This is a genomic window from Myxococcus dinghuensis (assembly GCF_024198235.1).
GTDB classification, from domain to species: domain Bacteria; phylum Myxococcota; class Myxococcia; order Myxococcales; family Myxococcaceae; genus Myxococcus; species Myxococcus dinghuensis.
This window is the reverse complement of the sequence record NZ_JAKCFB010000001.1, coordinates 1-19,897: the sequence shown is the minus strand read 5'-3', so window position 1 is coordinate 19,897 and position 19,897 is coordinate 1. Positions and strand designations below refer to the sequence as shown.

18 protein-coding genes are annotated in these 19,897 nt (G+C 71.5%); 5 read left to right on the top strand and 13 right to left on the bottom strand.

Going from position 1 to position 19,897, the window contains the following annotated elements:
• The first annotated feature begins 88 nt into the window (after positions 1-88).
• From LZ198_RS00090 to LZ198_RS00080, 3 genes are all read left to right on the top strand, one after another.
• Positions 89-376 carry a hypothetical protein gene (locus LZ198_RS00090; protein ID WP_323381687.1) on the top strand — a complete coding sequence of 96 codons (288 nt, stop codon included), beginning with the start codon at positions 89-91 and terminating at the stop codon, positions 374-376.
• A gap of 87 nt (positions 377-463) precedes the next feature.
• The gene (locus tag LZ198_RS00085; RefSeq protein WP_253969752.1) at positions 464-1,726 is read left to right on the top strand and encodes a S1C family serine protease; all 1,263 of its coding nucleotides are present in this window, start codon (positions 464-466) and stop codon (positions 1,724-1,726) included.
• Between the two features lie 120 nt (positions 1,727-1,846).
• Positions 1,847-2,119 carry a vegetative protein gene (locus LZ198_RS00080; RefSeq protein ID WP_253969751.1) on the top strand — a complete coding sequence of 91 codons (273 nt, stop codon included), beginning with the start codon at positions 1,847-1,849 and terminating at the stop codon, positions 2,117-2,119.
• Positions 2,120-2,176: 57 nt separating this feature from the next.
• Here LZ198_RS00080 and LZ198_RS00075 read toward each other — a convergent pair whose 3' ends face one another.
• A complete protein-coding gene (locus LZ198_RS00075; protein ID WP_253969750.1) occupies positions 2,177-2,914 on the bottom strand; it encodes an RNA methyltransferase in 738 nt (245 codons plus the stop codon).
• A 53-nt stretch (positions 2,915-2,967) separates the two neighbouring features.
• On the opposite strand from LZ198_RS00075, the gene LZ198_RS00070 reads away from it, so the two are divergent.
• Both LZ198_RS00070 and LZ198_RS00065 read left to right on the top strand, forming a co-directional pair.
• The gene (locus LZ198_RS00070; protein WP_253969749.1) at positions 2,968-3,558 is read left to right on the top strand and encodes a hypothetical protein; all 591 of its coding nucleotides are present in this window, start codon (positions 2,968-2,970) and stop codon (positions 3,556-3,558) included.
• 76 nt (positions 3,559-3,634) lie between these two features.
• Positions 3,635-4,594 carry a phosphoribosylaminoimidazolesuccinocarboxamide synthase gene (locus tag LZ198_RS00065; protein WP_253969748.1) on the top strand — a complete coding sequence of 320 codons (960 nt, stop codon included), beginning with the start codon at positions 3,635-3,637 and terminating at the stop codon, positions 4,592-4,594.
• 24 nt (positions 4,595-4,618) lie between these two features.
• Here the strand turns inward: LZ198_RS00065 and purB are convergent, their stop codons facing one another.
• From purB to infB, 12 genes are all read right to left on the bottom strand, one after another.
• A complete protein-coding gene (gene purB / locus LZ198_RS00060; RefSeq protein WP_253969747.1) occupies positions 4,619-5,932 on the bottom strand; it encodes an adenylosuccinate lyase in 1,314 nt (437 codons plus the stop codon).
• Positions 5,929-6,873 carry an ABC transporter substrate-binding protein gene (locus LZ198_RS00055; RefSeq protein ID WP_253969746.1) on the bottom strand — a complete coding sequence of 315 codons (945 nt, stop codon included), beginning with the start codon at positions 6,871-6,873 and terminating at the stop codon, positions 5,929-5,931. Before LZ198_RS00055 ends, purB begins: the two co-directional genes overlap by 4 nt.
• On the bottom strand, positions 6,870-9,377 hold the full coding sequence (locus LZ198_RS00050; protein WP_253969745.1) for a protein kinase domain-containing protein: 2,508 nt from the start codon (positions 9,375-9,377) through the stop codon (positions 6,870-6,872). Before LZ198_RS00050 ends, LZ198_RS00055 begins: the two co-directional genes overlap by 4 nt.
• A gap of 117 nt (positions 9,378-9,494) precedes the next feature.
• Positions 9,495-9,950: a dUTP diphosphatase gene (gene dut, locus LZ198_RS00045; RefSeq protein WP_253969744.1), complete on the bottom strand. Its 456-nt coding sequence runs from the start codon at positions 9,948-9,950 to the stop codon at positions 9,495-9,497.
• Positions 9,951-10,074: 124 nt separating this feature from the next.
• Positions 10,075-11,091: a M23 family metallopeptidase gene (locus LZ198_RS00040; protein ID WP_253969743.1), complete on the bottom strand. Its 1,017-nt coding sequence runs from the start codon at positions 11,089-11,091 to the stop codon at positions 10,075-10,077.
• A gap of 8 nt (positions 11,092-11,099) precedes the next feature.
• Entirely contained in the window at positions 11,100-11,906 is an 807-nt protein-coding gene (locus LZ198_RS00035; protein WP_253970246.1) for a hypothetical protein, read from the bottom strand.
• A gap of 173 nt (positions 11,907-12,079) precedes the next feature.
• Positions 12,080-14,251 (bottom strand): polyribonucleotide nucleotidyltransferase, encoded by a 2,172-nt coding sequence (pnp, locus tag LZ198_RS00030; RefSeq protein ID WP_253969742.1) that lies wholly within the window; start codon positions 14,249-14,251, stop codon positions 12,080-12,082.
• Positions 14,252-14,634: 383 nt separating this feature from the next.
• Entirely contained in the window at positions 14,635-14,904 is a 270-nt protein-coding gene (gene rpsO, locus LZ198_RS00025; RefSeq protein ID WP_044279503.1) for a 30S ribosomal protein S15, read from the bottom strand.
• A 197-nt stretch (positions 14,905-15,101) separates the two neighbouring features.
• Complete coding sequence (gene truB, locus LZ198_RS00020; RefSeq protein WP_253969741.1) at positions 15,102-15,977, bottom strand: tRNA pseudouridine(55) synthase TruB; 876 nt, start codon at positions 15,975-15,977, stop codon at positions 15,102-15,104.
• A 34-nt stretch (positions 15,978-16,011) separates the two neighbouring features.
• Entirely contained in the window at positions 16,012-16,371 is a 360-nt protein-coding gene (gene rbfA, locus LZ198_RS00015) for a 30S ribosome-binding factor RbfA (RefSeq protein ID WP_253969740.1), read from the bottom strand.
• Positions 16,368-16,967, bottom strand: a complete 600-nt coding sequence (locus tag LZ198_RS00010) for a DUF503 domain-containing protein (RefSeq protein ID WP_253969739.1) — start codon at positions 16,965-16,967, stop codon at positions 16,368-16,370. Before LZ198_RS00010 ends, rbfA begins: the two co-directional genes overlap by 4 nt.
• 112 nt (positions 16,968-17,079) lie before the next feature.
• Positions 17,080-19,897, bottom strand: a 2,818-nt coding sequence (gene infB / locus LZ198_RS00005; protein WP_256559160.1) for a translation initiation factor IF-2, incomplete at its 5' end; no start/stop codon positions are given.

The following is a 19,897-nucleotide window of genomic DNA, read 5'->3' as shown; positions in this document are numbered from 1 at the left end:
GCCCCGCCCCGCCCTGTCAGCGACATCCACACACGCGGTCGGAAACTGGCCAGCCCCTGCCCGGAGATGTAAGAAGACGTAGGAGGCTGTGAGCATGGGTGCTTTGAAGTTCATCGTCTGGACGGCGTGCGCGGTGGGGCTCGGCATCTTCCTGTCGAAGGGAGAGGTGGACGGACGCACGCCGCTGGAGCACGCGGAGCGGGCCTGGAAGCGGACCGTGAAGCCGGACGCGGTGGACCGGATGAAGGACAGCCTCGAGGGCGCGTACGAGGACGCCAAGGGCGCTGTCTCCCGGTCGACGGACGCGGCCCCGCGCGAGCGCATCTCCGCGGAGGACCGGGCGGCCGTCGATCGCATCATCGCGAAGAAGAAGTAGGTCGCCTGGCGGACAGGTCCGCTTCCGCGACACGTCTTCCCTCCCTAGGTTGCGTGGGTGGGTGGTCGGTCGGGGCGGAGGCGGGCCATGGACAGGGCTCCATTCAAGGGCGTCATCTTCTTCATCGCACTGGTGTGCGCGCTGGCGCCGCCCGCGAGGGCCGCTGGACGCGCGCGCGGACGGCTGTGGCTCGAGGCCCAGAACCGTTCATTGAATGACCAGCGGGCCACGCTGAGCGAGGTGGCGCGCCGGGCGATGCCCGCCGTCGTCTCCATCACCACCCGGCAGATGAGCGACGAGGCCGCCGCCCCCGGCGAGGAGCCGCAGAAGGGCATCGGCTCGGGCTTCATCATCCACACGGACGGCTACATCCTCACCAGCGCGCACGTCGTGGAGGGGGCCTCCGAGGTGGTCGTCTCCGTCATCCACCCGCGCGGCTACGTGGAGGAGTACCTCGCGCGGGTGGTGGGCGAGGACACCCGCACGGACTGCGCGCTCCTGAAGATCGACGCGCCCCGCAGGCTCCCGGCGCTGCGGCTCGCGTCCGCGACGCACGTGCGGTCGGCGGATTGGATCGTCGTCATCGGCAACCCGTTCGGCCTGTCGCACTCCGTGACGGTGGGCGTGGTCAGCTTCATGGGCCGCACGGACGTGACGCCCAACGGCCGCGACGGCGACTTCGACTACATGCAGATGGACGCGTCCATCAACCCGGGCAACTCGGGCGGGCCGGTGCTGGACCTGCACGGCGACGTGGTGGCGGTGGCCAACGCGGTCAACGTGGCGGGCCAGGGCATCGGCTTCGCCATCCCCATCGACATCGCCAAGACGGTGCTCCCCCAACTGCGCGCGCACGGCCGCGTGCGCCGGGGCTGGCTGGGCATCAGCGTGCAGGACTTCTCGCCGGAGGTGGCCGAGGCCTTCAACCTGAGCCGAGGCCCGGGCGTGGTGGTGACGGAGGTGGTGGAGGGGGGCCCGGGCGAGCGCGCGGGCCTGCGCAGCGGAGACGTCATCGTCGGCCTGGGCAAGGGCCGCGTGGAGCGCGCCCACACCCTGCGCTGGCAGGTGGCCGCCCGGGGCGTGGGGCGCGACGTGCGGCTGAACGTGCGCCGTCTGGGGAAGCCGCTCGTGCTCAAGGTGCGGCTGGAGGAGATGCCGGCGCTCGAAGAGGCTCCCGCCCCCGCGCTGGCCTCCCGGCCACCGGGGCGCAAGCCCACCCGCGCCCAGTCCGTCCTGGACGACCTGCTGTCGCCCATCCCCCGGGAGAAGGTGAGGCCGCCCTTGTCGGACGAGTCGGAGGAAGCCGCGCCCGACGTGCCCGGTTTCGAGGGGACCACCCCCTCGCCGTGAGGCCGATGCCGGCGCCTCCCTTGCGTTCGGGTGGCATGGGCGCTAGACAGTGCGCCTTTTTCGTACCCGGCGGCGGGTCCACCCCGTGTGGCGCCGCGCTTCCCGCAGGAGAGTCCCACAATGGCCGAGGCCACCCCGACGACCCAGAAGAAGCTCACCCACTGGCCGCGCACCGCCAAGGGCGGTGGCAAGAAGGCGTGCTCCGTGGAGGGCTGCAAGCGCCCCTACCGCGCCAAGAGCTTCTGCTTCTTCCACTACAAGACCTGGCGCCAGGGCGACCTGCCCCACTCGCGCTACCGCACCTGCTCCAAGGCGGAGTGTCGGGTGAAGACGTTCAAGGCCGGCCTGTGTGAGAAGCACCACGGCGAGACCTACAAGAAGGACGCGGCGTAGTCGTACCGCCCCGTCGTCCGCGCGGCGCCGGGGCGTGCTTCCCACCGACGGGTTCCGTCAGGAAGCGCTGCCCCGCGCCACCGCGCGCCCCAGGTGCTTGAAGGCCGTGAGCCACAGCTCCGCCTCGCGCTGGGTCAGCTTCGCCCGCATCAACGTCCGCTCCAGCTCGTTGAGCACGTGCTCCGGCGCCTGCGGGTTGAGGAAGTCCGCCGCCAGCATCACCTCGCGCATCCGCTTCGCCAGCGCGTCCAGCGTGCCCAGCCGCGCGCCCGGCTCCGCCGCTTCCTGCGCGGCCACGGGGGCACCCAACCCCTGGCGGTGACACAGGTACAACAGCACCGCGGAGGACTGGGCCAGGTTCATGGACGGCTGCACGTCCGACGTGGGGATGACGAGCACGTCCTCGCACCGCGCCAGCTCCTCGTCCGACAGGCCGCGCTGCTCGCCACCGAACACCAGCGCCACCCTGCCCCGCACGCTCTCCTCCGCCAGCCGCCGCACCGCGTCCTCCGGCGACAGCGCCGCGCGTCCCTCGAGCTGGGTGCGAGACGTCGTGCCCACGGCGTACACGCAGTCCTTGAGGGCCTCTGGCAGGTCGCGCGCCACCGCCATGCGCTCCAGCACCGCATCGCCCTTCACGGCGAGCCGCTCGGCGCCGCGGAACGAGTAGGTAGCCGGGTCAGAAAGGACCAGCCGCCCGAAGCCGAAGTTCGCCATGACGCGTGCCACGGCGCCGAGGTTGTCCGGAGAGCGCGTCTGGTGCAGGACAACGGTGAGGAAGTCTCCTGGACGCATGGCGCGGAGTTTAGCTGGTTGATCCTGGAGCAGATCGGTATATTCCCCGCCGTATGCGTCGCTGGCTCCCTGGGTTGCTCCTGTCGCTGGTCACGGTGCTCACCGCGTGTGGTGGCGCCGGGACGCCGACGCGCGCGACGATGAGCGCCCGGCAGGCCCTGTCGCATCCGCCGGAGTTCCTGGAGTTCGAGTCGCCGGCCACGCGCCTGGAGCTGTTCCGCGAGGTGGCGAGGCAGTCGGACCAGGAGGCAGGTCAGGGCGCCCAGGCGCTGGTCCTCTTCCCCGTGAGCCAGAACGGCGAGCTGCTCGCGGCGCCAGGCTTCGAGTCCCGCATGGACCTGTTCCAGGCGCCGGACGCGGGCAAGGGGCTGGAGCTGGTGCTGGACGCGCGCGCCGGCGAGCGCTGGCCCGAGGATCGCCGCGAGAGCCTGCAGGGGCTGTCCGAGCGGGAGGCCGCGGAGCTGGTGGCCCGCACGCTGCTCGTGCACTGGGGCATCCAGCCGGACGGGGCCATCCAGGTGGACCGGGCCACCGGGGCGCCGTACGCGGTCGCCTACGTGGATGGTGTCCTGCGCGTCAATCCGGCCTTCCTCTACCTGGCAGCGGCCTACGGTCCCGCTTCCATGCCGGCCGCGCTCCAGTAGAGTCCCGCGCCTCAGCAACAGGCCCGTCCTTCTCTCGCCGTTCCCCTCTTCCAGAGGGGCGGGCCGCGAGGCGACCGTGAACACCTCCGCACTTCACGCCCAACTCCCCCATACGCTCCAGCAGGTGGACCTGCCCGCGCTCGGCCAGCACTACCGCGGCAAGGTCCGCGACACGTTCCGGCGCGGCGACTCGCTCGTCCTGGTGACGACGGACCGGCTGTCCGCGTTCGACCACGTCCTCACCACCATCCCCTTCAAGGGCGAGGTGCTCAACCGGCTGGCGGCCTTCTGGTTCGAGCGCACGAAGCACATCTGCCCCAACCACGTGCTGGACGTGCCGGACGCGAACGTCACCGTCGCGCGCGCCTGCCAGCCCTTCACGGTGGAGGTGGTGATTCGCGGCTACCTCACCGGCAGCCTGTGGCGCGACTACCAGAAGGGCTCGCACACCGCCTACGGCGTGCCCTTCCCGGACGGCCTGCGCAAGGACGAGGCCTTCGCCGCGCCCATCATCACCCCGTCCACCAAGGCGGAGTACGGCCAGCACGACGAGCCCATCTCCGAGAAGGAGATTCTCGCGCGGGGCCTGGCCAGCGCGCGGGACTGGGCGCGAATCACGGAGGCGGCGCGCGGCCTGTTCCTCGAGGGCCAGAAGTGGGCGCGCACGCGCGGCCTCATCCTCGTCGATACGAAGTACGAGTTCGGCAAGGTGGGCGACGAGCTCTACGTCATCGACGAGATGCACACGCCCGACTCCAGCCGCTACTGGGTGGCGGACGAGTACGAGAAGCGCTTCGCCGCGGGCGAGGACCAGCGCATGCTCGACAAGGAGAACATCCGCCAGTGGCTCATCCGCGAGCGGAACTTCTCCGGCCAGGGCAAGCCGCCGCCCATCCCCGACGACGTGCGCGTGGAGCTGGCCACCAAGTACGTGGCCGCCTTCGAGCAGATCACCGGCACGTCGCTGGCGCTCCAGCCCGGCGACGTGCACGCGCGCATCGAGCAGCACCTGCGCGAGAAGGGCTACCTGGAGTAGCCCTCCTCCAGCGCCCGGCCGGGGCTACTCGCTCCGGCCGAAGACGCGGCGGAACACGTCGTCCATGTGCCGCGTGTGGTAGCCCGGGGAGAAGCAGTCGTTGATCTCCTCGGGCGTCATCATCTTCAGCAGGTCCGCGTCCGCGAGCAGGGCCTGCCGGAAGTCGACCCCCTCCTCGTAGAGCTTCATCGCGTTGCGCTGGACGATGACGTAGGCGGCCTGCCGGTCCATGCCCTTGCGCGCCAGCTCCAGCAACAGCCGCTGCGAGTTCACCACGCCGCCGAGCAGGTCCAGGTTCTTCTTCATCTGCTCCGGGTAGACGCGCAGGTCCTCCATCAGCCGGGCGAAGCGCACCAGCATGAAGTCCATGAGGATGGTGGCGTCCGGGCCGATGACGCGCTCCACGGAGGAGTGGGAGATGTCGCGCTCGTGCCACAGCGCCACGTCCTCCATGGCGCTCACCGCGTAGCCGCGCAGCAGCCGGGCCAGGCCGGTGAGGTTCTCCGACAGGATGGGGTTGCGCTTGTGCGGCATCGCGCTGGAGCCCTTCTGCCCCGCGGTGAAGGGCTCCTCCGCCTCGCGCACCTCCGTGCGCTGCAGGTGGCGGATCTCCACCGCGAACTTCTCGATGCTCGCGCCCAGCAGCGCCAGGGCCGTGAAGTACTCGGCGTGACGGTCGCGCTGCACCACCTGGCTGGAGGCGGGCGCGGCCTTCAGGCCCAGCTTCGCGCAGACGTGCGCCTCCACCGCCGGAGGCAGGTGCGCGAACGTGCCCACCGCGCCCGAAATCTTGCCGGTGGCGATGGTCTCCCGCGCGTGCAGCAGGCGCGTGCGGCCCCGGCCCAGCTCGTCGTACCAGATGGCCAGCTTGTGGCCGAACGTCACCGGCTCCGCGTGGATGCCGTGGCTGCGGCCCATCTGCAGGGTGTGCTTGTGCTCGAAGGCGCGCTTCTGCACCGCGGCCATCACCCGCTCCAGGTCCTGGAGGATGAGGTCCACGGCGTCGCGCAGCGTCATCGCCAGCGACGTGTCCAGCACGTCCGAGGACGTCATGCCCAGGTGCAGCCAGCGCGCGCTGGGCCCCACCCGCTCCTCCATGAAGGTGAGGAAGGCGATGACGTCGTGCTTGGTGGTGCGTTCGATTTCCTCGATGCGCGCCGCGTCCGCCGGGGTGAAGTCCCCGGCGCGCTTCAGACAGTCCTCCAACGCCTCGCGCGGGGCCAGCCCCGCCTCCACCATTCCCTCCAGCGCGGCGAGCTCCACGTCGCGCCACCGGCGCAAGCGGGCCACGTCGGACCAGAGGTTGGACATCTCCTGTCGGCTGTATCGCGGAATCACTCGTAGACCTTCACGGCAAAGTCCCGCTTCGCCGCGAACCGGAGCAGTTCCAGCACGGACTCAGGGGACGGACCCAACTTCCTGGCGGTGGACAGATTCACGGAGAGGTCGAGTCCCTCCGGCTGCGCCACCGCCAGCGCACCAGGGTCGACCTTCTCGTGGATGATGCGATTGGCCAACCGTCCCGCCTGGAGGCCGATTGCAAGGGGGCTGGGGGACAAGGCCAGCGTCGCGCCCTCCTTGACCTGGCTGGGGGTGAGCCCCACGAGCGGCAGCCGCCGGGCCTGGGCGAAGGAGATGAGCGCCTGGACGACCGCCGCGGTGCCCACCGTCTTGTCCGCCACCATGATCAACGCGTCCACGCGCCCCGCCGCGCCCTCCAGCACCTTCTCCACACGGCCCTGCGAGTCCACCTCCAGCGGGTGGATGGTGAGGCCCCGGGCGACCGCGGCCTGCTGGGCGAGCGCCACGGTGTTCGCGGAGAAGCGCGGGTCGTGCACCATGCCCACGCGCTTGGCCTTGGGCACCACCGCCAGCAGCGCCTCCAGCTCCGGCCCCAGGTCACTCGTCAGGGAGATGCCGGTGACGTTGGGGCCCTCCAGGCCGTACTTCTCGTAGTACGGCACCATGGCGAACAGGACGGGCACGTCCTCACCCAGCGAGCGGCGCGCGGCGTTGGCCGCCAGCGGCCCCAGCGCGAGCACCAGCGCCGGCTTCTGCGACGCCAGCTTCTTGAAGACGCGCGCGGCGGCGCCCGCGCTCTCGTCCAGCGTCACCTCTTGAATCTCCGCGCGGGCCTCGGCGGAGAAGCCCGCGATGACGGAGGCGTACGGCGCCAGGTTGGCGGACTTCACGGCCACGACGCGGGGACGGGAGCCCCCCTGGGCCCCCGCGACCGCTGGCGCCAGCGCGGCCAGGAGCGCGAGGGCCAGCCACCTCATGGCCGCACACTCGCGCAGCAGCGGAACCCCACGGCGGGCGAGCGCTCCTCCGGCGGCCCGAGCCTGCGCGTGCCACAGCGCGAGGACTCCGGCGGCTGGTTGAAGGCCCCGCCCTTCTGGGCGTACCCCCCGGAGGTCGCGCGCGTGGCCGTCCACTCCGCCACGTTGCCGGACAGGTCCCTCACCCAATAGCCCGGCGTCACGCATTCGGAGAACCGCCCCGACGGCGCCACCGCGCCCTGCGCGCCCGCCTTCACGTTGCAGCGGCCCGGGACGTACTCGGCGCCGTACGTGAAGCGCGAATTGCCCGCGCCCTTGCATGCCTTCTCCCACTCGTCCTCCGTGCACAGTCGCTTCTGCTGCTCCTGGCAGAGGTCCCGCGCGTTCTCCCATGTCACGGACACCTTGGGGCTCTCGCCGCGCTTGTTGGGGTATTCGTACTCGTCCACGCAGAAGGACTCCACCTGCATGCTGGCGAGGGGGCGGTCGCCCGCGACGAACTGCTCGTCGTCGTTGGCGACCCCCATCTTGAAGAAGCCGCCGCTCACGAGCTTCATCCCCGCGGGACACGTTCCCGACGCGGCGACGATGGGTGGACCGTCGTCGACGAGGGGCGCGCCTCCCGGCTGCACGGGCAGGGGCACGGGGGTGTTGGCCCGCGCGCGCGCGTAGCGGAGCGCCAGGTAACCACCGCCCGCGCCCAGCACGAGCCCGCCCACCACGAGCACCGCCATCCACATCCACAAGGACCGCCGCCGCGAGGAGCGCCCGTTGCGTCCCGAGCGCACCGTCGGCGCGATGCGGGGCGCCGAGCGCGCACCCGACGTCATCGGCGAATCGTAGCCCCGCGCGCCCGACACCGCCGGCGAGGACTCCAGCGTGCGCGCCTCGCGAATCGCCGGCACCACCGGCGCATCCAGCGTGCGCGCGGGCCGTGGCCCCGACATCGCCGGCGCGGACTCCAGGGTGCGCGCGGCCCCGCGGGCTCCGGCCCCGGAGGGCTCTTGCGAGCGCGAGGACGGCGCCGAGCGCGGCCCGGAGCTGGAGGGAGAGGACTCGAGCGAGCGCGAGGACGGCGCCGAGCGCGGCCCGGAGCTGGAGGGAGAGGATTCGAGGGCGCGGCCGTTGCCCGCGACCTCCGGGTCCGGCGCGGGCCGGGACGCGGCGCGAGGCTGCGCGGCGGCCATGGAGCCGGTGACCCGAGGCCGGGGCGCCGCCTCCTGCGGGTGGGGCCTCGCAGCGGGCTCGGCCGGCTGCGGCTTGGGCGCGGGCGTGGAGACGAAGGGCAGCGCCTGCTCCGTGAGCGCCTGTCGACCCAGCTTGCTGGAGCCCATGATGGCCGCGAGCGTCGCGGCGTCCAGCGGCTGCGTCGCGTCCGGAGGAGGCGGCTCGTCCTCGTGGTGCTGCGGCGCCGGCGCGGGCTTCGGCGCGGCCGGGGCCAGGGGCTTGGACATGCCGGTGGGCACCGGGAGCATGTCCGTGGGCACCGGCGGCGGAGGACGGGCGGCCAGGCGCGCCGCGGCGGCCTGCGCGGAGCCCGGCGGGGGCGGCACGCTCCGCACGCGCGTGGCCACCGCGTCCGGGGTGCGCGACAGGATGGTGGCGAACTCGGTGGCCAGCTCGCCCGCCGTCTTCGGACGGGCCAGCGGGTTGATGTTCAGCGCGCGCCGGTAGAGCGCCTCGAACGAGGTGGGCAGGTCCGGGTGCAGGGACGTGAGCCCCGGCACCACGCCATCCGCGGGCACCAGGCCCGTCACCATCTCGCCCATGATGACCCCGAGCGAGAACACGTCCATGCGCGTGTCGAGCTCGCCGCCCGCCACGTACTCCGGCGCGATGTAGAGGTCCGCCCGGTGCCCCTTCTGCGCCTGCACGAACGGCAACTGCGGCACCGCGAGGCCCAGGCCATAGTCGGTGACCTTGAGCAGGTCCGGCAGGACGATGACGTTCTCGGGCTTGAGGTCCGAGTGCGGACCGAAGCGGTGCGCCGCGTCCAGCGCCGCCGCCATCTGCGCCAGCAGCGGCTCCACGTCCTTGAGGGAGAACAACTGCCCACGCGCGGCGCGCTGCTCCATCATGCGCCGCAGCGTCATGCCCTCCAGCAACTGCATGGTGAAGAAGGGCCGCTCGCCGTCGAGCCCCTCCTCGTACACGCGCAGCAGGTTCGGGTGGTTGAGCTTCTTGCCCACCCGCATCGAGAACGCGAACTGGGTGCGCTCCTCGGGCTGCTGCACCAGCCGTGGGTGCACCGTCTTCAGCGCGACCTCGACGTCGATCTCCTCGTCCTGCGCGCGGAAGACGAAGCCCATGGGGCCGGAGCCCACGACCTCCTTCACGGCGTAGCGGCCCGCGATGACGTCCCCTGGCTTGTAGGGGGCGCCCTCCAGGCCACGCTTACGGGCGACGCCGGCCGCCTGGCGCGCGGCGGCGTCGTACTTCATCCCGCAGGTGGGACAGGTGTCGGTCGTCTCGGGGACGTGGCTGCCGCAGCGGTAGCAGAGCAAAGCAGTCGGACTCCAGGGGCCAGTCGAGGGAGGACCGCGAGCGGGGGGCGGTCCAGACCTCTTATTCTGCACACTCCCCTGTCATCAAGGAACGACGCTGTCGCCGTCCACGCCGGGCTAGCGACCCGTTGAGCCGAAACCGTTGTCGCCGCGCGCCGTTGCGTCGAGTACCTCGACTTCCGAGAGCGTGACAGACGTCACCGGCGACACCACGAGCTGGGCCACCCGGTCGCCCCGACGCAGGGTGAAGGGCTCCTGGGAGAGGTTGACGAGGATGACCTGGACCTCGCCCCGGTAGTCCGCGTCCACCGTCCCCGGCGCGTTGAGCAGCGTGACGCCGTGCCGGAGCGCCAGCCCCGAGCGCGGCCGCACCTGTCCCTCGTAGCCGGCGGGCAGCCCGAGCGCGAGCCCCGTGGGCACGGCCATGCGCTCCAGCGGCTGGAGCACGCGCTCCCCGTCGATGTCCGCGCGCAAATCCAACCCGGCCGCGAGCGCCGTCTCGTAACGGGGGAGTGGCAGCGGGTCCGGATGGGCGCGCACGCGGCGCACCTGCACGGTGAGCTGAGGAGCCATGGGCGCGGATGTACCACACGCCCGGCCGGTCTCCAGTTCCCTCCCCGACGTGCAGGGTAGCGCCATGGCCACCCGACGCGACGCCGAGCCTGCGCGGCGTCCCCAGGTGAGCCCGGGAGCGAAGTCAATCCATGGAGTCCTGGGAGGAGGACACCGCGGGGACGGACGCGCGGAACTTCAGGGGGTCCACGGGGCGCGCGGCCAATTCGAGCTGGTAGTGCAGATGCGGCCCGGTGGAGCGCCCGGTGTTCCCGGAGCGGGCGATGAGCTGGCCCCGAGACACCTTCTGGCCCACCGCCACCAGCAGCTCCGAGTTGTGGCAGTACGCCGTCGTCACCCCGCGGCCATGCTCCAACACCAGCACGCGGCCGTTCACCGCGTCCTCGCTCGCGCGGCGCACGACGCCGTCGGCCACCGCGGCCACCGCCGTCCCGGTGGGGACGCCGATGTCGACGCCCGTGTGCATGCGCCGCGAGCCGAGCACCGGGTGGTAGCGCTCGCCGAAGGGGCTCGTCACGCGCGCGCTCTGCGACACCGGCCAGGACAGCCCGAACGCGGTGGACAGCGCCAGGGCCTGGGCGGCGCCCACGGACGCGGCCTCGAAGCCCGGGGGCAACTGACGCGCCAGCGCCTCCAGCGTCGCCACGCCTCCTTCCGCCTCCACGCGCTCCACCGCGTAGCGCGCGGGGACGCGGCCCGCGAAGAGCGCGGCGAGCCGGGCCTCCTCACGGGGGAAGTCCCCCGCCAGCGCCGTGAGCAGCCTGCGCGTGGCGACCGGGCCCTCCACCGGGTCGAGCAACCGCGCCGCGGGGATGCCCAGCTCGGTGGCCAGCGCCACCACCGGCTCGCGGGCCCGGGCGTCGAGCCCCTTGAGCGACAGGTGCGTGCCCCACGCGAGCGCCTCCGCGTCCGTCAGGGGATGGAGGAGCGAGCCCTCGGGCACCGTCACCGGCACCGCCAGCGTCGTGCCGCTCACGCCGTCGTAGTAGGCGAGCAGCGGGCGCGCGGTGCTCCGCGAGCCGAAGACCCAGGCCGAGCCCTTGCGCACCAGCGCGCCCGCGGGCGTGTGGTGGTACGCCGTCCACAGGCACAGCACCGCCATGCAGAAGTCCAGGAGCCCCTTCGCGCGACGCGAGAACATGGCGCGCCTCAGCGGAGGAAGGACAGCAGCGGGGACGCATCCAGCGCGGCGGCCACGGCCAGCGGCACCACCACCACGCACCCGAGCAACCCCCGCGTGAAGGCCCTGCTGCCCCGCTCGCTCGCGCACGCCGCGTCCGCGTGTTGCAGGTTGCGCAGCACCGCGCGCCAGCCCAGCGTGCCCAGCACACCTCCCAGGGCCCCCAGCGCCAGCACACGCGCGGCCACGTCCGCGATGCGGTCCCCCATCAACTCGCGCCAGGACAGGTACACCGTGCCCTGGAGCAGCCGCGCCACGGCGCAGGCGCCCGCCACCACCACCGCCGCGGTGGCCAGGGGCCGCAACCAACGCATGGGCGTGGGCTTGCGCAGGCACCGCGTCCACAGCGCACGCCAGGACGGCGTCTCGGCTTCACGTGCCTCCAGCGCCGCGCGCCACGCCTCCGCGGGCCTAGGCGCCGTGGCCTCCCGGTAGCCCAGCGCGGGCAGCGCCAACACCAGGTCGGCCGCCAGCTCCCAGGCCAACGCCAGCCCCCGGGCGATGCGCGTGCGCGTCTCCAGCGACACCCACTCCACCCAGGACGCGGTGAAGTCGGACGCGCCCACCCACGCGTCGAAGGTCGCGTCCGCGCGGTCCACCAGCCAGACGAGCCGGTCATCCAGCGTGTCCGCCGCGGCGTGCACGCCCACCGCCACCAGGGCCAGCAGCCCCAGCGGCATGAAGGCCCACCGGAAGCCGCCCAACAGGCGCGAGACGTCGGTGACGAAGCCCGAAGCAGGCGGCGGCGGCGCGGCGGACGGCGGGCGAGGCGGCAATGGGGCCTCCAGGAGCAAGCTCGCGCCTCCAACGCGCGACCCCGGTCTCCCGGTCTAAGCCACATGGGCCCGAAACGAAAACACCCCCTCCCGCGCGGTGGCGGAAGGGGGTGCTCGGCGCGGGCGGTCCGCGGGCTCCTTCAGGAGCCCGGGTCCGCCCGGCGGCCGGGGACTCAGGCCTTGGCGTTGGGCTGGGTGGCCTCGGGGGACGCCGGCTGGGCGGCGACGGCCTCGGCGGCGCCCTGCTGGGCCGCCGCGCGCTCCGCCATCGCCTCCTTGCGCGACAGGCGGATCTTGCCCGTCTTGTCGATGCTGACGACCTTCACCAGCACCTCGTCGCCCTCCTTCAGCACGTCGGAGACGCTCTTGACGCGCTTGTCGGACAGCTCGGAGATGTGGATGAGGCCGTCGGTGCCCGGGAACAGCTCCACGAAGGCGCCGAACTCGGCGATCTTCCGCACCGTGCCCGTGTAGATCTTGCCGATCTCCGCCTCGCGGGTGAGCGCCTGGATCATCGCGATGGCGGCCTTCACGGCCTCGCCGTTCGCGCTGGCGATGTCCACGCGGCCGGAGTCCTCGATGTTAATCGCGGCGCCGGTCCGGGCGATGATGTCCTTGATGACCTTGCCGCCCGGCCCGATGACGTTCTTGATGAACTCGGGACGGATCTGGATGGTGGTGATGCGCGGCGCGTACTGGCTGATCTCCTTGCGGGGCTGCGCCAGCGTCTTGAGCATCTCGCCCAGGATGTGGATGCGGCCCTGACGCGCCTGCTCCAGCGCGCGGCTCATGATCTCCGTGGTCAGGCCGGTGATCTTGATGTCCATCTGGATGGAGGTGATGCCCTTCGAGGTGCCGCACACCTTGAAGTCCATGTCGCCCAGGTGGTCCTCGTCACCGAGGATGTCCGACAGGATGGCGACCTTGTCGCCCTCCTTCACCAGGCCCATGGCGATACCGGCCACCGGCGACTTGATGGGGACGCCCGCGTCCATCAGCGCCAGCGTGCCACCGCACACGGAGGCCATGGACGAGGAGCCGTTGGACTCGAGGATGTCCGACACCAGGCGGACCGTGTACGGGAAGGACTCGCTCTTGGGCACCATGTTGCGCAGCGCCCGCTCCGCCAGCGCGCCGTGGCCGATTTCGCGGCGACCCGGGCCGCGCAGCGGCTTGGTCTCGTTCACGCTGAACGGAGGGAAGTTGTAGTGCAGCATGAAGCGCTTGAAGGACATGCCGCCCAGCATCTCCAGGCGCTGCTCGTCCTCGCTGGTGCCCAGGGTGGCCACCACGAGCGCCTGCGTCTCGCCACGGGTGAAGACGGCGCTGCCGTGCGTGCGCGGGAGCGCGCCCACCTCGCAGGTGATGGCGCGGACCACGTCGTGCCCACGCCCGCCGATGCGGCCACCGTTGACCGTCATCTCGCGCATGTGCTCGTACTTCAGGTCCTCCACCACCTGCTTGGCGTGCTTCTCCGTCAGCGGAGTGTAGGCCTCGCCCAGCTGCTCCTTGAGCTTCGCCAAGGCCTCCTTCTTCGCCTTGGAGAGCGCGTCGTAGCGGGCGCCCTTCTCCTTGATGGCGTAGCCGGCCTTCACGCCGTCCATGGCCAGCTCGCGCACCTTGGCGCGCAGGGCGTCATCCACCGCGGGGGCCTTGTCGAACGCGCGCACCTGCTTGTTCAGCTCACGGCGCAGCTCGTCCTGGATGTCCAGCGCCGGCTGGGCGGACTGGAAGCCGAAGTCCAGCGCGGCCACCATGTCGGCCTCGGAGACCTCCTCCGCGCCACCCTCGACCATGACGATGGCCTTGCGGCTGACCGCCATGACCAGGTCCAGGTCGCTCTGCTCACGCTGCTTCGCGGTGGGGTTGGCCACCAGCTGACCGCCGACGCGGCCCACGCGGATGCCGGCGATGGGGCCGTCGAACGGGATGTCCGACACCCACAGCGCCGCGGAGGCGCCGGTGATGCCGTGCACGTCACCCTCGTTCTCCGGATCCGCGGAGATGACGCTCGCGATGATCTGCGTCTCGTACGCGTAGCCTTCCGGGAACAGCGGACGCGCGGAGCGGTCCACCAGGCGGCTGGCCAGCGTCTCCTTCTCCGTCAGCCGGCCCTCACGCTTGAAGTAGCTGCCGGGGATGCGGCCCGCCGAATACAGCTTCTCCTGGTACTCCACCGTCAGCGGCAGGAAGTCGACGTCCTTCTTCTCCTTCGCGCTCACCGCCGTGACGAGCAGCATGGTGTCGCCATAGCGGACCACCACGGAGCCGTCGGCCTGCTTGGCCAGACGGCCCGTCTCGATGCTCAGCTCGCTCTCGCCAATCTTGACGCTCTTCTTCAGCATGTCCTTGCCTCTGTAGTCCTTCGGGGCGAGGACCCCACCGCGCGCACCCGGTACGCCCAAAAGGGCCGGGCACCCCGGGAGGGCCCTCGGGGTGTAAGAGCGGTCGCCAGGGCCTGGGACAGGCACACGTCAGGCAACCGCCAGCCTGTACCGCGGAGGGCGCTTGCGGAGCGCCGGAGGGATGCTCGGAACTTTTGATCCCTGATCGCACCGGCCCACCCCACTGGGGTCAGCCGGTCCGAACGGAAACCAAAACCTCCGACGGCACCACTCCCTCGCCCGCCTCCGTCCACCGCGACTTCTCACTTCACTTCACTGCGACGACGTCCTGCCAAAACGCGCGGGGCGCTGGTCGAACCAGCGCCCCGGGTCCTACGAGATGCCTACTTGCGGATGCCGAGGCCCTCGATGAGCTTCTTGTACCGCGTCACGTCCTTCGACTTCAGGTAGTCCAGCAGCCGGCGGCGCTGGCCGACCAGCTTCAGCAGACCGCGGCGGGAGTGGTGGTCCTTCTTGTGCGTCTTGAAGTGCTCGGTGAGCATGTTGATGCGCTCGGACAGCAGCGCCACCTGCACCTCCGGGGAACCCGTATCCGACTCGTGGGTCCGGAACTTCGTCACCAGCTCCGACTTCCGCTCCTGATGCAGCGACATGTGATTCGTCCTTCGGTCCCGCTCCGGTGGTGAGTACCGCTTGAGTCGCCCAGGTCCGCGGAGGGGTACAGACCGGGTCTCATCCTTCTAACGAGCGGGGGGCTTATAAGCTTCACCCTACCCAGGGTCAACCTTGGACGCCTGCCCGTGAGGCCCACCAGGAGCGGAGCGTGCGAAGACGCACAAGCCCGACGCGCCTAGACGAGCACCCGCAGGTAGCGCAGCCGGCCGCCCACGCCCTCGGCCACGGCGAGCAGCTCTCCGGAAGGCCCGAGGACCCGGAGCCGTCCCGGCCGCAGCGACGTGGCGGGGACCTCCACCGGGACGCCGTGGGAGACGCGCCGGGCGTCCTCGGCGCCCAGCCGGACCTCCGGCAGGTCCACCAGCGCGTCCCCCATGGAGACGAGCCGGGAGGCCAGCGTGCCGTCCTTCACCAGCCCGGGTACGTCCGCCAGGGGCAGCGCGCGCGCCAGGGAGAACGGGCCGCTGTGCGTGCGACGCAGCGCTTCCAGGTGCGCGCCGCAGCCCAGCGCGCGCCCCAGGTCGAAGGCGAGGGTGCGCACGAAGAAGCCCTTGGAGCAGCGCACGGACAGGTGCAGCCGGTCCGCGGAGAAGTCGCGCAGCACCAGTTCGTACACGGTGACGTGGCGGGCGGCGCGCTCCACCTCCTCGCCGGCGCGGGCCAGTTCGTACAGGCGCTTGCCGTCCACCTTCACCGCCGAATACATGGGCGGCACCTGCTCGAAGGAGCCCCGGAAGCGCGCGAGCGCCCCCTCCAGCAGCGCGGGCGTCAGCGCGGGCACGGCCGCGCGGGCCGTCACCTGGCCCTGCGCGTCCTGGGTGTCCGTCTCCGCGCCCAGCCGCACCGTGGCGTCGTAGGCCTTGTCGCCCTCGGTGATGAAGCCCGCGACCTTGGTGGCCTCCCCCAGGCACAGCGGGAGCACCCCGGTGGCCATGGGGTCCAGCGTCCCCGTGTGGCCCACCTTCTTGATCTTCAGGAGCGAGCGCACCTGTCGCACCACGTCGAACGACGTGGGACCCGAGGGCTTGTCGATGACCAGGACGCCGTCCATGCGGAGACTCAATATTGAGGGGCCGGGGCTGGAACTACCAGCCTTCCTTTCCCCGGACCTCGCGCAGCAGACGGTCGATCTTGTCCCCCTCGCCGATGGACTCGTCGAAGGAGAAGAAGACCTCCGGGGACACCCGCAGGTTGACGGCGGACGTCACCGCGCGGCGCACGAAGCCCTTGGCGGCGTCCAACCCCTTCTGCGTGTCCGCGCGCTCCTGCTCGGTGCCCATCATCGAATAGAAGACACGGGCGACCCGCAGGTCCGGAGAGACCTTCACCCCGGTGATGGTGATGTAGCCGATGCGGGGATCCCTCAGCTCACCCCGCGTGAGCAGGTCCGCGATGGCCGCCTGGATCTCCTGCCCCACTCGCTCGGGTCGGGAATGCGTCGTCATTTCTTCTCCCAGTCTCGCGGGTTGCGCAGCGCGCGGGCCCGTGCCCGCGCCTCGTCCAGCGTCATCCGTCCACCGCCCGACGGAGACGGGCGACCCATGCCGGGGCCGCCGCCGTTGTCGCCGTCATGACGGCGCTCCCACTCCCCCAACCCCTCGGCCTCCGCCATGGAGGCCCGCTCGCCCCGCATGAACCGGGCGATGGCGGCCTCCGATTGCGCGGCCGCCTGCTCGGGCGAGAGGTCATCATCCTCGCCCGGCGCTCCATCCCCCATCATGGGGGCGGCGCCACTTCCGGAGAACAACTGGTCTCCGAAGGCCAGGATTTCCGTCTCCCGCGCCATCAGCGGGGCGACGTACATCTCCTCGACGAAGTGGATGACCTTCTCCAACTGCTCCTCCACGTGGCGGCGCTCGTTGCCCACCACCGAGAGGGCAATCGAGGCCTTCTGCCAGAGGTCCTGGTCCTCCACCTCCGCGATGGCCACGTTGAAGCGAGCCTTCACCCGGTCCATCACCCGGCGCAGCACCTGCCGCTTGGACTTCAGCGAGCCGCTGTCCGGAATCTGGAGGGTGAGGCGTGCGACGCCCACGAACATGTGAATCCCCTGACCCGAGGGGCGCCGGGCACGACCTGCGGCGCCCCTGGGGCGAAACCTCCCCGGGAAGGTGGGGCCTTCCCGGGGGCGCGAAGCGACGCGCGGCGAGGGCCTAGGTCAGGCTCTGCCGGGTCTCTTCGATCTCGTAGGCCTCGATGATGTCCCCGGCCTTGAGGTCGTTGAAGTCCGCGATGCCGATACCGCACTCGAAGCCCTGCGCGACCTCCTTGACGTCGTCCTTGAAGCGACGCAGCGACGCCATCTTGCCCGCGAACAGCTGCTTGTTCTCGCGCATGAGGCGCACGAACGCGCCGCGCTTCATGACGCCATCCAGCACCGCCGCACCGGCGATGGTGCCCAGACGCGGGACGTTGAAGGTGTTGCGGACCTCCGCGCGACCCAGCTTCTTCTCCGTGCGGATGGGCTCGAGCAGGCCCTCCATCGCCGTGCGGACCCCGTCGATGAGCTCGTAGATGATGGAGTAGCTCTGGAGGGTGACCTCCTGGGCCTTGGCCGCCGCCTCCGCGCCGGACTCCGGGTGGACGTTGAAGCCCACCACGAGGCCCTTGGAGGCCGCCGCGCGCATCACGTCGCCCTCGGTGATGGCGCCCACGCCCGTGTGGACCGCCTCCACCTTGACCTTGTGCGTGGAGAGCTTGAGCACGGCCTGCTTGACGGCCTCGGCCGAACCCTGCACGTCCGCCTTGATGACGACGCGCAGCTCCTTGGGACCGCCGCCCGCCTTCGTCTTGGCGAACAGCTGCTCCAGGGACTCGCGGCTGACCTTGCTGAGCTCCGTCTGGCGCTCCTTCATGCCGCGGTGCTCGGCGATCTGCTTGGCCGCCTTCTCGTCCGCCACCATGTTGATGGTGTCGCCCGCGCTGGGGACACCGGACAGGCCGATGACCTCCGCGCAGTAGCCGGGCTTGACTTCCTTCACCTGCTCGCCGCGGCTGTTGTTCATCGCGCGGACACGGCCGTAGTGCGAACCGGTGACGATGGCGTCGCCCAGCTTGAGCGAACCCTCCTGCACCAGCACCGTGGCCACGGGGCCGCGGCCGCGGTCCAGCTTGGCCTCGATGATGGCGCCCACCGCCGGACGGGACGGGTTGGACGTCAGCTCGAGCACCTCGGCCTGCAGCGCCAGGTTCTCCAGGAGCAGGTCCAGGTTCTGCTTCGTCTTGGCGGAGACGGGCACCATGATGGTGTCGCCGCCCCACTCCTCGGGGACGAGCTCGTGGCTGGCCAGGTCCTTCTTCACGCGGTCCGGGTTGGCGCCCGGCACGTCCATCTTGTTGATGGCGACGACGATGGGCACCTCGGCCGCCTTGGCGTGCTTGATGGCCTCGATGGTCTGCGGCATCACGCCGTCGTCGGCGGCCACCACCAGCACCACGATGTCCGTCACGTTGGCGCCGCGGGCGCGCATGGACGTGAAGGCCTCGTGACCCGGCGTATCCAGGAACGTCACGTCACCGCGCGCCGTGGAGATGCTGTACGCGCCGATGTGCTGGGTGATGCCGCCCGCCTCGCCCGCCGCCACGTTGGCGCTGCGGATGGCGTCGAGCAGGCTCGTCTTGCCGTGGTCGACGTGGCCCATGATGGTGACGACCGGCGGACGCGGACGCTCGTCCTCGGGACGCGCCTCCACCTCGGGCAGGTAGTCCTCCACCTCGAAGCCCACGCGGTCGATCTTCCAGCCGTAGTCGGTGGCGATCATCTCCGCGGTGTCGGCGTCCACCATCTGGTTCGCCGTGGCCATCTTGCCCAGGCCCATCAGCTTCTTGATGAGCTCCGCGCTGCGCACACCCATGCGCTGGCCCAGGTCGGACACGGAGATGCCCTCCTGCAGCTTGATGACCTTCTTCTCCTCGGCCATCTGGGTGATCTGCGTCTTGGCGCCCTTCTTCGTGGGCTTCTTCTTCTTGCCACGCACCGGGATGGTGACGCGGCCCCAGACCATGTCCGTCAGTTCCTGCTTGGACACGCTCTGCGTATCGCCGCTGGTGCGCTTGCGCTGACCCCGCTCCTTGTTCTTGGAGACGTCGACCAGCTCGCGACCCCGGCCCAGGTGGTCCGGGACGACCTTGTACTCACGCCGCTCGGGGATGCCCGCGCGGCCCGGCGCCATGGGGTACTGCTTGGCCTGACCGGCGGTGGGCGTGACGCGCCGCACCTGGATGAGCGGACGCGAGATGACCACGGCCTGGGTGGCCGTGGGACGCGCCTGGCCACCCGTGGGGGCGACCTGGGCGTGGGGCACGCCGCCGACCATGATGGTGGGCCCCTGCGCCGCCGGAGCGGAGCCGGGGGCGCCGCCCTGCGCCGAAGGGCCGCTGGGGCGAACCGTCGTCTGTCCGGGACGGGGACTGGCCTGGTACGACTGGGAGTAGCCGGGACGGCCACCCTGCCCCGGGCCACCAGGACGGCCACCCTGCCCCGGGCCACCGGGACGACCACCCGGGCCGCCCGGACCACCGGGACGACCACCCGGGCCGCCCGGACCACCGGGACGACCACCCTGCCCACCCGGGCCACCGGGACGGCCACCCGGGCCACCACGGTTGCCGTAGCCCGGCGCAGGTCCTCGGGACACGACGGTTGCGGACGACGACTGCGAAGGAGACGTCCGGACTGTCGGCGGGACCGGCGAGCGCGGAGGGGGTTGGGGCAAGTGGGTGCTCTCCTGAGAGGGGGGACGAGGCTGCGCGGCGGCAGCGGGAGGGACAGCGACCGGACGAGCTGGCTCGGCCGGAGCCTTGGGCGCCTCGGCGGCGACCTGGGGCTGGGACTCGACGGGCGCCTTGGGCGCCTCGGCGACAGGCTGGGACACCGGTGGCGCCACCGGGGCGGCGACGGCGGGCGGCGGCTCGGGCGCGGGAGGCGGCTCGGCGACCGGCGACGGCTCGGGCGCGCGCGGGGCGGCCTCC

Coding starts and splice junctions, on each gene's coding strand:
- LZ198_RS00075 (WP_253969750.1), bottom strand. CDS start 2,914: ATGCGTCCAGGAGACTTCCTCACCGTTGTCCTGCACCAGACGCGCTCT.
- LZ198_RS00080 (WP_253969751.1), top strand. CDS start 1,847: ATGGCCGAGGCCACCCCGACGACCCAGAAGAAGCTCACCCACTGGCCG.
- rpsO (WP_044279503.1), bottom strand. CDS start 14,904: ATGTCGCTGCATCAGGAGCGGAAGTCGGAGCTGGTGACGAAGTTCCGG.
- truB (WP_253969741.1), bottom strand. CDS start 15,977: ATGGACGGCGTCCTGGTCATCGACAAGCCCTCGGGTCCCACGTCGTTC.
- LZ198_RS00010 (WP_253969739.1), bottom strand. CDS start 16,967: ATGTTCGTGGGCGTCGCACGCCTCACCCTCCAGATTCCGGACAGCGGC.
- rbfA (WP_253969740.1), bottom strand. CDS start 16,371: ATGACGACGCATTCCCGACCCGAGCGAGTGGGGCAGGAGATCCAGGCG.
- pnp (WP_253969742.1), bottom strand. CDS start 14,251: ATGCTGAAGAAGAGCGTCAAGATTGGCGAGAGCGAGCTGAGCATCGAG.
- LZ198_RS00085 (WP_253969752.1), top strand. CDS start 464: ATGGACAGGGCTCCATTCAAGGGCGTCATCTTCTTCATCGCACTGGTG.
- LZ198_RS00055 (WP_253969746.1), bottom strand. CDS start 6,873: ATGAGGTGGCTGGCCCTCGCGCTCCTGGCCGCGCTGGCGCCAGCGGTC.
- LZ198_RS00040 (WP_253969743.1), bottom strand. CDS start 11,091: ATGTTCTCGCGTCGCGCGAAGGGGCTCCTGGACTTCTGCATGGCGGTG.
- dut (WP_253969744.1), bottom strand. CDS start 9,950: ATGGCTCCTCAGCTCACCGTGCAGGTGCGCCGCGTGCGCGCCCATCCG.
- LZ198_RS00070 (WP_253969749.1), top strand. CDS start 2,968: ATGCGTCGCTGGCTCCCTGGGTTGCTCCTGTCGCTGGTCACGGTGCTC.